Below are 14,284 nucleotides of genomic sequence, written 5' to 3'. Positions count from 1 at the left end.
GGCAATGACGAGCTTCCGCGGATACAGATACAGGGTGAAATCGGGCTGTCCGGCGAACTCGATTTTTTTGCTTTCGAGCTGCTGGCCGGCGAAACGATCACGCTCGATATTGACGACACCGTGGACGGACTCGACGCGGCACTGTTTCGCCTTCTGGCGCAGGGGGGCATTGCGCAAACTAGTTTGGATGCGCAGGCCTCCCAGGGCGGAACCGGTTCGCCCCGTGGACCCGGAAGCCGTCGTCTTTAGCGGTCCGGGGTCGTCGCCTGGACGCGTTCCTGCAGTTCACGGCGCCCGAGGACGGCACCTACGTTTTTGGCGTGAATGGTGACTCTCTTGAAGGGCCGGAATTCGCAGTTGGCAGCTACACCCTGCAGGTCAGTCGCGACAACCCGGTGCTGACCACCGCCCAAAACACCGCGCTGGCCATTCCCGGTCTCAGCGTGGCCGACGTGGATGCGAATGAGCCCGGCGGCGACAACATGTTGTCCGTCAACGTGGCGGTGGACAGCGGCACGGGCGAGTTGAACACCAGTGCACCCCGGCCTGCAGGTCTTCATGATGGACTTTGGCGACGGTACGGAGGGTCGGGTCCTCATTGGCACGCTGGAGCAGATCAACGCCGGCCTGGCCAATCTGAGCTTCACGCCCGCGGACGGGTTCAGCGGCCCGGTCACGTTTTCGATGACCGTCAACGACCAGGGCAACACCGGCACCGGTGGGCAGCAAAGCGCCACCACCCGCCTGACCCTCAACGTCGTAGCCCTCAGCGAGCCGCCGGCCATCGAGGCGCCGGATACCGCCACCACGGACGAAGACAACGCGTTCGCTTTTTCCGGCCAGAGCCTGATCAGCATCGACGACCCGGATGCCGGCGCCGCCGACATCAGCGTCACCCTGCAAGTCAGCAACGGCGGTCTCGGCTCCAGCGCAACGGCCCCGATGGACCTGACCGTGGACCCGGGCATGGACCTCGGCCCCGATGGCGAAGTGCGCATGCTCACCCTGAGCGGCGCGCAGGACGACATCAACACCTATCTGGCGGGCCTGCTCTACACCCCGGACGCCAACTTCAACGGCACGGACCAGCTCCTCATCACCTCCGACGATCAGGGCGACAGCCCGGCACCGGGTGCAACCGACATGGCCACGGTGGACATCACCGTCAATGCGGTCAACGACCCGATCATGGTCACGGTGCCGGTGCCGGATGACAGCTTTGGCCTGGGGTCTGCGGATACGTCTGAAGGCGCGATGGACCAGGTCTCCAACACCCTCGCCGGGGCGTTCGAGCTCTCTCGCGGCAATTTCCTGATCGGCGTTGAGCCGAACGCCAACGTCGGTGACGACAGCCTGCCGCTGCACACCATCACCGGCAACATCAACAGCAACAACGACATCGACTTCTTCCGCGTGCAGCTCAACCAGGGCGAGGCGCTGACCCTGGACGTGGACGGCGGTTCCGGCGGCAGCGCGAACGACGTTCTCACTCGCGTTTCGGTATTCGACAGCAATGGGAATCTGCTGCTGGACGAGGATGCAGGCTCGGTTCTGGCGGGCGGGGACGGCAGCATATTCCACCGCGACCCCTTCACCCATTTCGTCGCACCGACCACCGGCGAGTATGCATTCGCCATCAGCAACGACCAGAACCGGCCCCTCGGAACGGTCACTGGCGGTGAACCCGATTACAGCGGCAACGGCACCGACACCGGTGACTACACCCTGCGCCTCAGCCTCAATCCCAGGCTGAGCGTCGAAGAAGACGGCATGCTGGTGTTTGCCGCCGATGGCCCGCAGGCGCTGTCGATCAGCGATGCGGACCTGGCGCGCGGCGAAGGCAGCGGCGAGGCCAGTGTCAGCCTGCGCGTGTTCTTCGGCACCCTGACCCTGGCCAGCACCGAGGGCCTGACTCTGGGTGTGGGCACCAGCAACAACGGCACCGAAAACACCTTGGAATTCACCGGCACCCAGGCCGCCATCAACAACGCGCTGGATGGTCTGATCTACCGGCCGAACCCGAACGTCAACAGCACCAGCCAAAGCAGCGGCTCCAACCCCAGCGGTGTAGACACGCTGACCCTGTTCGTCAACGACCAGGGCAACAACCCCGCGCCGCAGACCAATGCCATGGAGGATGTCTTCATCAACATCGTCCCGGTCAACGACGCCCCGGGGCTGACCGTACCCACCGATCCCCAGGTCACCAACGAGGACAGCCCGCTCAGCATCAGCGGCATCACCGTGGCGGATGCCGACCTCGAAGACGGCGGCAGCGCGCAACTGCGCCTGGGCATCACCACCACCAGCGGCACGGCCACCCTCACTCTGAGTGACGTCACCGGCCTCAGCTTCGTTGGCGGCGCCAACGGCGGCACGGGCTTCGCGGTTCAGGGCAGTGTGGACGATCTCAACGCGGCACTGGCCACGCTGGAATACGCCCCGGCCCCGGGCTTCGAAGGCAACGACAGCCTGAACCTGAACCTCGGCGACCTGGGCAACTTCCCCAACGGCAGCGCCAACGACAACCGGTCCATTCCCATCAGCGTCATTGGCGGCAACGATGGCCCGGTGATCAACGTCACCGGCGGCACCGCACAGCCAGTGCAGGCCATTCCGGAAACCACCGACGCCAACAACCTCTTCAACGATGCGGGCGTCCAGTTCATCGCGCGCGACAGCTTCAATGTGGACCCCTCACCCGATGTGGGCACCGGCCGCGAGCCGCGGGTGCAGATCGTGGGCGCGATCGACCCGGACAACGATCAGGACCTCTACGGCGTCGAACTGCGGGAAGGCGACGTGCTGACCATTGATATCGATGGTGCGCGAATTGAGCAGGTCAGCGGTATTGACAGCCTCGTGCGCGTGCGTGATGGCAATGGGGATTTGATCGTCGGAGCAGAAAACGACGACAGCCCGAATGCTCCAGACAATGGCTCCGCCAGCACCTTGGATTCGTTCCTGGTCTTCACCGCCCCCAGCGACGGCAACTTCTTCATCGAAGTCGACAACAGCGAACTAATAGCGGACCAAACCGGCCCCTACACCCTGCAACTGAGCCTGCAGCCGGCCCCGCTGACCATCGCTGAAGACACCCCGCTCACCCTCACCAGTCTCAGCGTGGCGGATGCGGATCTGGCCGACACCCCCGGCGCCACCCTGCTGACCACCGTCAGCGTCAACAACGGCACCCTGACCGTCGCCGCTGGCAGCGGCGCGACGATCACCGATGACGGCAGCGCAATCGTCACCCTCGAGGGGGACGCCGCGCAGGTCAACGCCGCGCTGAACGGTCTGGTCTACCAGGGCAACCCCGACTTCAATGGTTCCGACACGCTGACCCTGACGGTCAACGACCAGGGCGCCACCGGCACGCCGGGCCCGCTGATCACCACCACCACCCTCGGCATCGAGGTCACCGCCGTCAACGACGCCCCGGTGATCAACACCGCCAGCGACCCGGCCGCCATGCCGCCGGTTGTGGCCATGCCCTTCACACTCACGCCGGAAAACGAGCCGGTCAACGACGACTTCCAGAACGCATTGGCCAACCCCATCGGCCGCGCGCAATTCCAGGTCAGCCCCACTGATTTGGTTGGGGTGACCGACCAGAGCCGGCCACGCATCAGCATCGAAGGCGAGATCGGCGGCCCGAACGGCAACAACGATGTGGACTACTACGCCTTCGAGCTGGCCGCGGGCGAGAACATCACCTTCGATGTGGATTTTGGCCACATCTTTGGCACCTTTGAAGGCGACTCCATCGACACCGTGATCCGGGTGTTTGATGCCGGTGGCGTTCAATTGGCGACGAATGATGACGTCGTTTCAGGGACCGGCGGCGCCGGCTCGGGATCGGGCCTCGACCCCTACCTGGAATTCACCGCACCAAGCGCCGGCACCTACGTGCTGAGCGTGACGAATTTGGGTAATGACCCTGTATCGAACAGCCCTGACGCCAACGGCAACCCGGTGTTCGACAACGGCGGCAACGACACCGGCACCTACACCCTGCAGGTCAGCCGCGACAACCCGGTGCTGAGCACAAGCGAGAACACGTCGCTGGCCATTCCCAACCTCAGCGTGGCGGATGTGGATGTGGATGAAGATCCGGACGCACCGACGACCGGGCGGCTTCAGGTCCTGGTCCTCGTGGACCAGCAAGGCACCCTGAGCATCAGCCAGACCGACGGCCTGTCGGTCAGCAGTAACAATTCGAATCTGGTCAACATCTCTGGCACGGTGGCCAACGTCAACGCCGCCCTGGCCAGCCTCAGCTACACCCCGGCCACGGATTTCGACGGCATTGAAACGCTGTCGATGACCGTCATTGACCTTGGAAACACCGGAGCCGGTGGTCAGCGGACCACCACCACCGAAATCCGCATCAACGTCATTGGCGAGAATATCGCCCCGGTGATCAACGTCACCGGCGGCATTGCCGCACCGGTGGTGCCGATCGGCGAAACCGAGCCCAATGACACTATTGCCAACGCCACTCTGATCGACCGCACCGCCTTCCAGGTGCAGGACAGTGTGGACGTCGGTGATGACAGCCTGCCGCGGGTGCAGATTCAGGCTGCCATCAATCCAGACAACGACTTCGATTTCTACGCGATTGACCTGCGCGCCGACGAAACCCTGACCGTGGACGTCGACTATGCATCTGATGGAAACAACTTTACCAGTGTGGACTCGCTTCTTAGCGTTCTGGACAGCAGCGGCGCGGAGCTTGCGTCCAATGACGATTCCGCTGTGTCTGACGGCGGGCAAGGTTCGACGGCAACCATTGGATTGCCTGGTTCAACCCTGGATTCCTTCCTGCAGTTCACGGCGCCGACTGCGGGCACCTACTACGTCCGCGTCAACGATTTCGTTGCGAATGCCAGCGGCCCCTACACCCTGCAACTGAGCCTGCAGACGGCCCCGCTCACCATCGCTGAAGACAGCCCGCTCACCCTCACCAGTCTCAGCGTGGCGGATGCGGATCTGGCCGACACCCCGGATGCCACCCTGCTGACCACCGTCAGCGTGGACAACGGCACCCTGACTGTCGCCGCTGGCAGCGGCGCGACGATCACCGATGACGGCAGCGCAACCGTCACCCTCGAGGGGGACGCCACACAGGTCAACGCCGCGCTGAACGGTCTGGTCTACCAGGGCAACCCCGACTTCAACGGTTCCGACACCCTGACCCTGACGGTCAACGACCAGGGCGCCACCGGCACGCCGGGCCCGCTGATCACCACCACCACCCTCGGCATTGAAGTCACCGCCATCAACGATGCGCCGGTGATCAATACGTTCGGGGCTACGGCAACCGCCTTTGCGGTGACGCCGGAGAACGAGCCGGCCAATGGCGGCTTCCGGAATGCGCTGGACAACCCCATCGGCCGCGCGCAATTCCAGGTCAGCCCCACCGATCTGGTGACCGCCCAGAGCCTGCCACGCATCAGCATCGAAGGCGAGATCGGCGGCCCCAACGGCAACAACGATGTGGACTACTACGCCTTCGAGCTGGCCGCGGGCGAGAACATCACCTTCGATGTGGATTTTGGCCACATCTTTGGCACCTCTGAAGGCGATTCCATCGACACCGAGATCCGCGTGTTTGATGCCGGTGGCGTTCAATTGGACGTGAATGATGACGACTCCATAACGCTCGGCGGCGCCGGCTCGGAGTCGGTCCGTGACCCCTACCTGGAATTCACCGCGCCCACCGCCGGCACCTACGTGCTGAGCTTGGCGGATTTTGAGAACGACCCTGTAGCGAACAGCCCTGACGCCAACGGCAACCCGGTGTTCGACAAGGGCGGTAACGACACCGGCACCTACACCCTGCAGGTCAGTCGCGACAACCCGGTGCTGAGCACCCTGGAAAACACCGCGCTGGCCATTCCCAACCTCAGCGTGGCGGATGTGGATGTGGATGAAGATCCGGACGCACCGACGACCGGGCTGCTTCAGGTTCTGGTCCGCGTGGACCAGCAAGGCACCCTGAGCATCAGCCAGACCGACGGCCTGTCGGTCAGTGTCAACAATTCGAATCTGGTCAACTTCACCGGCACGGTAGCCGACGTCAACGCCGCCCTGGCCAGCCTCAGCTACAACCCGGCCACGGATTTCGACGGCATTGAAACGCTGTCGATGACCGTCATTGACCTTGGAAACACCGGAGCCGGTGGTCAGCGGACCACCACCACCGAAATCTCCATCAACGTTGTCGATCCCACCGTCTTCGATCTCGGGACTCTGGAGCAGGGCGACGGCAGCACCGGGTTCGTGCTGAACGGCATTGCGGTTGGTGACTACAGCGGCCGTTCGGTCTCCAGTGCGGGCGATGTGAACGGCGACGGGTTTGATGATCTGCTGATCGGGGCTTCTGGCGCCGACCCGAACGGCCCTAATTCTGGCCAGAGCTACGTGGTGTTTGGCGGGTCGGGCCTGTCGGGAGAGGTGGACTTGGGCATGCTGGGGATGCCGAACAACCCGGGTGGTTTCACGCTGAACGGCATTGCGGGTGGTGACTTGAGCGGTTTTTCGGTCTCCGGTGCCGGCGATGTGAACGGCGACGGGTTTGGTGATCTGCTGATCGGGGCCTTTGGCGCCGACCCGAACGGCTTGAATTCCGGCCAGAGCTACGTGGTGTTTGGCGGGTCGAGTCTATCGGGGCCGGTGAACCTGGCGGACCTGAACACCGCGAACAACCCGGGTGGCTTCGCGCTGAACGGCATTGCGCAAAATGACTTCAGCGGCCGTTCGGTCTCCAGTGCGGGCGATGTGAACGGCGACGGTTTTGATGATCTGCTGATCGGGGCCGATCGCGCCGACCCGAACGGCGCTAGTTCCGGCCAGAGCTACGTGGTGTTTGGCGGGTCGGGTCTGTCGGGAGAGGTGGACCTGGGCGCGCTGGGCACGCCGGGTAACCCGGGTGGCTTCACCCTGAACGGCATTGCGCAAGCTGACCTCAGCGGCCGTTCGGTCTCCAGTGCGGGCGATGTGAACGGCGACGGGTTTGATGATCTGCTGATCGGGGCCGAGGGCGCCGGCCCGAACGGCGATTTGTCCGCCGGCCAGAGCTACGTGGTGTTTGGCGGGTCGGGTCTGTCGGGGTCAACGGTGGAGCTGGGCATGCTGGGCACGCCGGGCAACCCGGGTGGCTTCGCGCTGAACGGCATTGCGGGGGGTGACTACAGCGGCCGTTCGGTTTCCAGTGCGGGCGATGTGAACGGCGACGGTTTTGATGATCTGCTGATCGGGGCTCATTACGCCGACCCGAACGGCGAATCTTCCGGCCAGAGTTATCTGGTGTACGGCGGGGATTTCCTGGACCAGATCGACGCGGCCTTGCTGGGCACCGACGGTGACGACTCGCTCACCGGCACCGCGGCCGATGAATCGCTGGTCGGCGGCCAGGGCGCCGACACCCTCGACGGCGCTGGCGGCAACGACGTCCTCATCGGCGGTGAAGGCGACGATGTGCTGGTGTACGACGCTAACGACACCCTGCGCGTGGACGGCGGCAATGGCTTCGATACCCTGCGCGCGACCGGCAGCGACAACATCGACTTCACTGCATTGCGCGAGGGCCTGTTCGGCAGCATCGAACGACTCGACCTCACCAACAGCACCGAAGGCGCCAGCGCCAGCAACACGGTGACGCTGGATCTGCTGGACCTGCTCGACATCACCGAGCGCGAGCACCGGCTGATCGTCGATGGCACCGCCGATGACGTGCTGAATCTGGGCGAGGGCTTTGCTCGTGACATGGACGCGGACCAGAACATCGGCGCGACCGACTACTCCGCCTACACCGTCATGGGGGTCAACGCCGTGGTGCTGGTGGATCCGGCGATGACGGTGGATCTGTAGTGGGTGCCCATCCGCTGTCGCCATCGAGAATTCCATGAATCCATGACAAAGCGACCCCCTCTCCCTCTGGGAGAGGGCGGGGGTGAGGGGCCGCGCGCAGCGCGGCATGAGCGCTGTGCGTGACGACGTGTTGCCGACCCGCGCTGAATCCGAGGCAGGTGTCTTGAATCGTATGCACGATGTGCATACGATTCGCCGATGAACTACGAGTGGGACGAAGCCAAGCGCCAGGAGAACCTACGCAAGCACGGCGTGGATTTCGCCGATGCGGTGGGCGCGCTGGAAGACCCCGCGAACCTCACGGCCGAAGACCCGGACGCCGAGAGCGAGGCGCGCTTTGTCACTCTGGGCATGAACGTGACGCTGCGTGTCCTGCTCGTGGTGTGGACAGAGCGCTCTGCGGATTGCGTGCGAATCATCTCGGCCCGCAAAGCCAGCCCAGGCGAAGCCCGCCGCTACCACGGAGAATGAGTCATGAGAGACCACTACGATTTCAGCAACGCCAAGCGTGCCAGGGAGCTTCCAGCGCTTGCCCGCATCCAGAAGGAAAACGAGAGCAAGGAGCGCATCACGATCCGGCTCGATGCGGACGTGCTGGCGTGGTTCCGTGATCAGGTCAAGGGCGGCGGCAACTACCAGACGCTCATCAACGAGGCGTTGAAGGCGCACATTGGCCTGGCGGGCAGGGAAGATGCCCCGCTCACCGTGCGCAAGCTGCGTGAGGTCCTGCGGCAGGAGTTGCGTGCATCGTGAAAGCGCTGGCCGGGCCTTCGCGCCCGATACGGACTCAAGCTGCCCGACGCCTTGCAATTTTCCACGGCGCTGACGCCGGGTGCCGATACGCTTTCGAAGCATGCCTGGGACTTCGGTCGGGTGCAGGGCCTGACCATCATCAACGGCCCTGATTGACGGGCCTGATACCTGAGGAGCTGAAATGGCCGCACCCACAGCTGAATCCGTCGCTGGAAAGCCCCGCCTGGAGATCGACACCTCGCGCCAGTTCATCTCCTGGCTGCGTGAGCAGCGCATGTCGCTGGCCTTCACTACCTACCAGGCCGGCAAGCTGTTCTTCATCGGCGCGCGGACCGACAACGACAAGCTGTGGGTGCACGAGCGCAGCTTCGAGCGCTGCATGGGGCTGGCGGTGGCCGACAACGCCCTGTACCTGGCCAACCTCTACCAGCTCTGGCGCTTCAACAATGTGCTGCCGCCGGGCGGGCACACGCCCGACGGCTGCGATCGGCTCTACGTGCCGCAGATGAGTTGGGTCACCGGCGATGTAGACATCCACGACGTGGCGGTGGACGCCAACGGCCGGCTGGTGTTCGTCAATACCCTGTTTTCCTGCCTGGCCACGGTCGATGGCCAGTCCAGCTTCGTGCCGCTGTGGCAGCCGGCCCACATCAGCAAGCTCGCCGCCGAGGACCGCTGCCACCTCAACGGCCTGGCGATGCGGGATGGATCGCCGGCCTATGTGAGCGCGGTGTCGCGCACCGACCTCTACGAAGGCTGGCGTGAACACCGCCGTAACGGCGGCGTGGTGATCGACGTGCGCAGCAACGAAGTGGTGTGCGAAGGGCTGTCGATGCCGCACTCTCCGCGCTGGCACCAGGACCGGCTGTGGGTGCTCAATTCCGGCACCGGCGACTTCGGCCACGTGGACCTCGAACAGCGTCGCTTCGTGCCGCTGTGCTTCCTGCCCGGCTACGCGCGCGGGCTGGCCTTTGTCGGCCCCTTCGCCATCGTGGGTCTGTCCAAGCCGCGCGGCGTCAAGACCTTCGACGGCCTGCAACTTCAGGAGCGCCTGGACACCCAGGGCGTATCGGCCCGCTGCGGCCTGGCGGTGGTGGACCTGCGCAGCGGCGACATCGTGCACAGCCTGACTGCCGAAGGCGTGGTGGAGGAACTCTACGACGTCGCCGTGATCCCCGACTGCCGGATGCCGGCGGCGCTCGGCTTCAAGACCGAGGAGATTCGTCGCACCATCAACCTGGGTGACGGCGGCGGGTTGTAGGCGAGTCCAGCCTGCGACGCGGAGCAGCGCTTGCTGCAGCTTGCAGGTGAAAGCCGCGTGCAATCGGTGGAGTGCTGGCCTTCCGTCCTTGGTTTCAAGGTTCAAACGCAGACATGCGCGAAAGATAACAAATATGTTATCGTCCGAACATGCCATGGAGCATCACGTACCACACTGAAGCAGTCGAATCCTTCGTCTTGGGGCTTCCCGATGGGCTTTTGGGTCGGTACTTGCGCCTCGCCGACATGATGCTGGAGTTCGGCGCCAATCTCGGTATGCCTCATACGCGCGCCATGAGCGACGGCCTTTTTGAGCTTCGGATCAAGAACAGAGAAGGGATCGCTCGGGTCTTTTACTGCACGCTCGTTGGCCAGCGGATTGTCATGCTGCACGGTTTCGTCAAGAAATCTGAGAAGACACCACCCAAAGAATTGAAGCTGGCCAGAGAACGGCTCGCGGAGGTAAAGAAGTCATGAAGCACGCTGATCTCAAGAATCAGGCACTGCGCAGGGCCGGCGTCAGAGCGGAATACGAAGCCCTCGGCCCGGAGTTCGAGTTGCTTCGGCAGATGCTCGGCGCGCGTACCAAGGCAGGTCTGAGCCAGGCGGATGTGGCAACGCGCATGGGCACTCACGCGCCCGCCATTACCCGGCTGGAGTCGGCGCTCGGTAGCGGCAAGCATTCTCCGTCCATAGACACCCTGAAACGTTACGCGGAGGCGGTAGGCTGCGACCTTCAAGTCAAGTTCGTTCGGAATTCCCGAACTGAAAAACGGCCCAAGCCGACCGCCAAGCCTTCGCCTCGCTCAGGCGCATCGGCGGCTTGACCTCGACGTTGGGGCCACTTGGTCTGATCGAACCGACTGCTCCACCCGCGACCCGCAGAAACGCCTGCTCCAGCCTGCGGGCGAGGCCCACCGCATCACACAGGGACGACGCCTGCATGTGCGAGGCAGTCGACTTCGAACGGCCGCTATGACCTGTAGTCCCAGATCGCCCGATCAGCGACGCCCGTCGGCGTCGACCAGAGCGAGCAGATAACCCAGGCCGGTGAAGTCGTAGACGGTCTCCTCGAAGCGGCTGAACTGACCGTCGAATTCGCTCTCCAGTACCTCCGGCGGGAAGCCGAAGGTGGGGCCGTAGGCGGTCAGGTCGTTGGCTTGTGCGTGCCAACGTCCTGTTTCATGTCGCGCACCCAACACGCGGCGCCGCAGATGCCCTCACCGCGCTCGCCGAGGAACTTCTGTACGTCGCGGGCCAGCTCGCCGTCGCTGCCGGCGATGGGTTGCAGCAGTTCGATGCCGAGTTCCCAGGCGGCCGCCACGCGCAGGCCCATGGTGGCGATTACCGGACCGCTGCGGCTGAAGGGAACGCCGAACAGGGCCTCGTAGCGGCTGGCAGCTTCGTCGATGTCGCGTACGGCCACCACGATGCGGTGCAGTTTTTTCATCGGACGCTCCGGGGCGCGTGGGACAGGAAATCAGGCCACCGCCGCCGCCCGCTGCGCGGCTGTGCTGCCGCGCTTGCGCAGCCGTACCGGCATGTGTTTCAGGCCGGTGACGAAGCTCGAATGCACGCGTTCGACCTTGCCGATGATCTCGATGCCGACGAACAGCGCCGGGCGCTTCAGATCGAGCTCCCACAGGCCAAGGAATTCCGGATTGAAGTACCAGCGCGCGGCGCGGAAGAAGCGGCGCATCTGGTTGGGGGAGGGCGGCGCGAACGCGGTGACATCGGCAACGGCGGACATCGGATTCTCCAGCAAGGGGGTGCGTTACGCGCCGGCCTGCGGCGGTTCGGTGACCGGTAGTGGCTTGCGCGCGATGGCGGCGGCTTCCTTGGCCGACACGCCGAGCGTAGTCAGCACGAGGGCCGCGGTGCGCTCGGGGATGTTGCCGACGGTCATGCCCATGCCCTTGATCAAGGCGGCCTGCGGACTGGTCTCGGACCCTGCCATCTGCTCCGCCGCAACGGCCGCGAGCACGATGCCGCCGGCGGCGATGAAGGACATGAACACATCCGGCGCATGAAAGCGCTTGGCCGCGACACCGCGCCCGATATCGCGCAGCAGCCTCTGGCCCAGACCCTTGGTCATCGCGAGCGAGGAATAACTCTCGCGCAGCAGAAACTGTCCCCATAGGGGCTCGCGGCGCGCGCGCAGCAGCGCGTGGCGGATGCAGTAGGCGATCATTTCCGCCGGGTCGGCGACGTCCTTGACCAGACGATCCAGCGCATCGCCAAAGTCGTTGAACACCCGATCGATCAGCGCGTCGTAGATCGCCTCCTTCGATTCGAAGTGGTTGTAGAACGAGCCGAAGCCGACATCGGCCGCCTCGGTGATCTCGTTGATCGCCACACCCGCCATGCCGCGCTCGGCCATCAGGCGGAACGCCGCGTCCACCAGTCGGTCCCGCGTCTCGCGCTTGCGGCGTGCCTGGCGCGGCTCGCGGTCCTCCCCGGCATCGGCCGCCTTGTTTACGCGGGAGGGCCTGGAGACGGTCTTGGCCGGCTTGAGCGGGGTTTTGGGTGCAGAGGGCATGGGTGCGGGGGTGTGGATTAATCGATGGAAAGCGCGGGCAGTATAGACATATAAATCAATATTGACAAAATCATCAGAAACGACCAGAGTATCTCCTGTGCCGCAAGCGAGCGGCGCCGATGAGGAGGTTCCAATGAGCTTTGCCAGCGTTCCCAGCCGCGCCCTCACTGCCGAGGAGATCCAGCGCTACCACGACGACGGCGTCGTGATGATCAAGCAGGCGATCGACTCCAACTGGCTGCGCCTGATCGAGGCCGGTATCGAGAAGGCGCGCGGCGATCTGTCCGTCCAGGGCCGCTTCATGTCGCGCAAGACCGCCGGTTATCAAATGGACACGTTTCTCTGGAAGCGCGTGGACGAGCTGCGCGACGCGATCTACTACGGCCCCTTCGCGCACTGGGCACAGCAGCTCATGGGTTCGAAGGAAGTGCGCTTTTTCTACGACCAGATGTTCGTCAAGGAGCCGGGCACCAACGCGCCCACGCCCTGGCACCAGGACCTGTCGTTCTGGCCGATTCGCGGCGAGCAGATCACCTCGTTCTGGATCCCGATGGACGTAGTGACGCGCGAGAGCAGCGGCCTGATGTACGTGCGCGGTTCGCACCAATGGCCGCAACGCTTCAAGGCGATCTCGCCGGACTACGTGGCCGCGATCATCGACGAGCAGATGGACGACATCCCGGACATCAACGCCAATCCGGAGCAGTACGAGCTGCTGAACTGGGACATGGAACCGGGCGACCTCCTGATGTTCCACCCGCTGACCCTGCACGGCAGCTACGGCAACACGCACCGCACGCGCCGCCGCCGCGCGCTGGCGCTGCGCTGGACCGGTGACGACGTGGTGTGGGCGCCCTCGTCCAAGCGCATGCCGGTGCATTTTCCGCACGACTCGAAGGTCGGCGGCGCGCTCAGCGGCGCGGCCTTCCCGCGCATCCTGCCGGAGCCGGTTCCGGCCGAGCGCGAGGCGCGCCGCGCACCGGAAGCGCCGAGCAAGATCCAGTTGCTGGCCTCCGGCTGGAACAACCTCGTTGCCGCGACGCGACTGAAACTGCGCGCGTCCAGTCAGCCGCTCAAGCTGCAGCAGACCTGGGGGCAGCCGTGAGCGCCGCGAATCCGCCGGTCGCCGTGGTCAGCGGCGGGTCCTCGGGCATCGGCCGCGCCTTTGTGGAACAGCTGGTGGGCGAGGGCTATCGCGTCGTCGCGCTCGGACGTGATGCCGGCAAGCTGCAAGGCCTCGCGGACGAGTTGCAGGGCGTGCACACCGAATCCTGCGATGTGTCGGACCGCGCCGCGGTGTTCGCGCTGGCGCGCAAGATCACGCAGCAGTACGGCGCCGTGCAGTTGCTGGTCAGCAACGCCGGCGGGCTGCGCGAGCTGGACTTTGCATCGGCCAACCTGGAGACCGCGGACCTCACGTCCGAGCTGCGCATCAATCTCGAAGGCGCAATCCACCTGACGGCCGCATTCCTGCCGGCGCTGCGCGAGGCGCGGAACAGCAGCATCGTGTTCGTCACCTCCGGTTACGCGCTGGCGCCAGCGCAGCGCGCGCCGATCTACTCGGCGTCCAAGGCGGGACTGCGCAGCTTCAGCAAGGCGCTGCGTCGGCAACTCGCGCCGCTCGGCATGAGCGTGACCGAGGTTGCGCCGCCCGTGGTGAACACACCGGCCGTCGCGCACCGCGCGGTGAAAAACAAGCTGGCACCCGCGTCCGTGGTGCGCCAGACGCTGAGCGCCGCGCGCGCCGGCAAGCCCTACGTCTATCCCGGCCAGACGCGTTTCCTGCCGCTGCTGCTGCGGCTGTTCCCGTCCCTGGCCGAAACCATCGTCGCCCGCTCCTGATCACCTGCTGATGCC

Annotated in this window: 13 protein-coding genes; 9 read left to right on the top strand and 4 right to left on the bottom strand. The window is 64.7% G+C overall.

Annotated features, from left to right (window positions below; translation table 11 throughout):
- From ACOOHP_RS13380 to ACOOHP_RS13350, 7 genes are all read left to right on the top strand, one after another.
- Positions 1-249 (top strand): hypothetical protein (locus tag ACOOHP_RS13380; protein WP_420466918.1); only part of this gene is annotated, 249 nt, incomplete at its 5' end.
- 285 nt (positions 250-534) lie between these two features.
- On the top strand, positions 535-7,875 hold the full coding sequence (locus ACOOHP_RS13375; RefSeq protein WP_420466917.1) for a beta strand repeat-containing protein: 7,341 nt from the start codon (positions 535-537) through the stop codon (positions 7,873-7,875).
- Positions 7,876-8,073: 198 nt separating this feature from the next.
- Positions 8,074-8,346: a BrnT family toxin gene (locus tag ACOOHP_RS13370; RefSeq protein ID WP_420466916.1), complete on the top strand. Its 273-nt coding sequence runs from the start codon at positions 8,074-8,076 to the stop codon at positions 8,344-8,346.
- Positions 8,347-8,349: 3 nt separating this feature from the next.
- On the top strand, positions 8,350-8,628 hold the full coding sequence (locus tag ACOOHP_RS13365) for a BrnA antitoxin family protein (protein WP_420466915.1): 279 nt from the start codon (positions 8,350-8,352) through the stop codon (positions 8,626-8,628).
- A 181-nt stretch (positions 8,629-8,809) separates the two neighbouring features.
- Positions 8,810-9,889 (top strand): TIGR03032 family protein, encoded by a 1,080-nt coding sequence (locus ACOOHP_RS13360; RefSeq protein WP_420466914.1) that lies wholly within the window; start codon positions 8,810-8,812, stop codon positions 9,887-9,889.
- Positions 9,890-10,038: 149 nt separating this feature from the next.
- Positions 10,039-10,365, top strand: coding sequence for a type II toxin-antitoxin system RelE/ParE family toxin (locus tag ACOOHP_RS13355; protein WP_420466913.1), 327 nt, complete (start codon positions 10,039-10,041; stop codon positions 10,363-10,365).
- Positions 10,362-10,715, top strand: a complete 354-nt coding sequence (locus tag ACOOHP_RS13350) for a helix-turn-helix domain-containing protein (RefSeq protein ID WP_420466912.1) — start codon at positions 10,362-10,364, stop codon at positions 10,713-10,715. Before ACOOHP_RS13355 ends, ACOOHP_RS13350 begins: the two co-directional genes overlap by 4 nt.
- 174 nt (positions 10,716-10,889) lie before the next feature.
- Here the strand turns inward: ACOOHP_RS13350 and ACOOHP_RS13345 are convergent, their stop codons facing one another.
- From ACOOHP_RS13345 to ACOOHP_RS13330, 4 genes are read right to left on the bottom strand one after another with little or no spacing between them, the layout of a single operon-like run.
- Complete coding sequence (locus ACOOHP_RS13345) at positions 10,890-11,087, bottom strand: hypothetical protein (protein WP_420466911.1); 198 nt, start codon at positions 11,085-11,087, stop codon at positions 10,890-10,892.
- Positions 11,036-11,338 carry a VOC family protein gene (locus ACOOHP_RS13340; RefSeq protein ID WP_420466910.1) on the bottom strand — a complete coding sequence of 101 codons (303 nt, stop codon included), beginning with the start codon at positions 11,336-11,338 and terminating at the stop codon, positions 11,036-11,038. Before ACOOHP_RS13340 ends, ACOOHP_RS13345 begins: the two co-directional genes overlap by 52 nt.
- A 30-nt stretch (positions 11,339-11,368) precedes the next feature.
- Positions 11,369-11,638 (bottom strand): hypothetical protein, encoded by a 270-nt coding sequence (locus ACOOHP_RS13335; protein ID WP_420466909.1) that lies wholly within the window; start codon positions 11,636-11,638, stop codon positions 11,369-11,371.
- 24 nt (positions 11,639-11,662) lie between these two features.
- Positions 11,663-12,427, bottom strand: a complete 765-nt coding sequence (locus ACOOHP_RS13330) for a TetR/AcrR family transcriptional regulator (RefSeq protein ID WP_420466908.1) — start codon at positions 12,425-12,427, stop codon at positions 11,663-11,665.
- Between the two features lie 133 nt (positions 12,428-12,560).
- Here ACOOHP_RS13330 and ACOOHP_RS13325 point away from each other — a divergent pair, with 133 nt between their 5' ends.
- Both ACOOHP_RS13325 and ACOOHP_RS13320 read left to right on the top strand, forming a co-directional pair.
- Entirely contained in the window at positions 12,561-13,532 is a 972-nt protein-coding gene (locus ACOOHP_RS13325; RefSeq protein WP_420466907.1) for a phytanoyl-CoA dioxygenase family protein, read from the top strand.
- Positions 13,529-14,269, top strand: coding sequence for an SDR family NAD(P)-dependent oxidoreductase (locus tag ACOOHP_RS13320; protein WP_420466906.1), 741 nt, complete (start codon positions 13,529-13,531; stop codon positions 14,267-14,269). Before ACOOHP_RS13325 ends, ACOOHP_RS13320 begins: the two co-directional genes overlap by 4 nt.
- Positions 14,270-14,284: the final 15 nt, after the last annotated feature.

The sequence above is a fragment of the Panacagrimonas sp. genome (assembly GCF_965216805.1).
Taxonomy (GTDB): domain Bacteria; phylum Pseudomonadota; class Gammaproteobacteria; order Nevskiales; family Nevskiaceae; genus Panacagrimonas.
Note: the sequence above shows the minus strand (reverse complement) of the source record. Positions and strands in the feature narration are given on the sequence as shown.

Coding starts and splice junctions, on each gene's coding strand:
- ACOOHP_RS13340 (WP_420466910.1), bottom strand. CDS start 11,338: ATGAAAAAACTGCACCGCATCGTGGTGGCCGTACGCGACATCGACGAA.
- ACOOHP_RS13325 (WP_420466907.1), top strand. CDS start 12,561: ATGAGCTTTGCCAGCGTTCCCAGCCGCGCCCTCACTGCCGAGGAGATC.
- ACOOHP_RS13355 (WP_420466913.1), top strand. CDS start 10,039: ATGCCATGGAGCATCACGTACCACACTGAAGCAGTCGAATCCTTCGTC.
- ACOOHP_RS13360 (WP_420466914.1), top strand. CDS start 8,810: ATGGCCGCACCCACAGCTGAATCCGTCGCTGGAAAGCCCCGCCTGGAG.
- ACOOHP_RS13330 (WP_420466908.1), bottom strand. CDS start 12,427: ATGCCCTCTGCACCCAAAACCCCGCTCAAGCCGGCCAAGACCGTCTCC.
- ACOOHP_RS13370 (WP_420466916.1), top strand. CDS start 8,074: ATGAACTACGAGTGGGACGAAGCCAAGCGCCAGGAGAACCTACGCAAG.
- ACOOHP_RS13335 (WP_420466909.1), bottom strand. CDS start 11,638: ATGTCCGCCGTTGCCGATGTCACCGCGTTCGCGCCGCCCTCCCCCAAC.
- ACOOHP_RS13365 (WP_420466915.1), top strand. CDS start 8,350: ATGAGAGACCACTACGATTTCAGCAACGCCAAGCGTGCCAGGGAGCTT.
- ACOOHP_RS13350 (WP_420466912.1), top strand. CDS start 10,362: ATGAAGCACGCTGATCTCAAGAATCAGGCACTGCGCAGGGCCGGCGTC.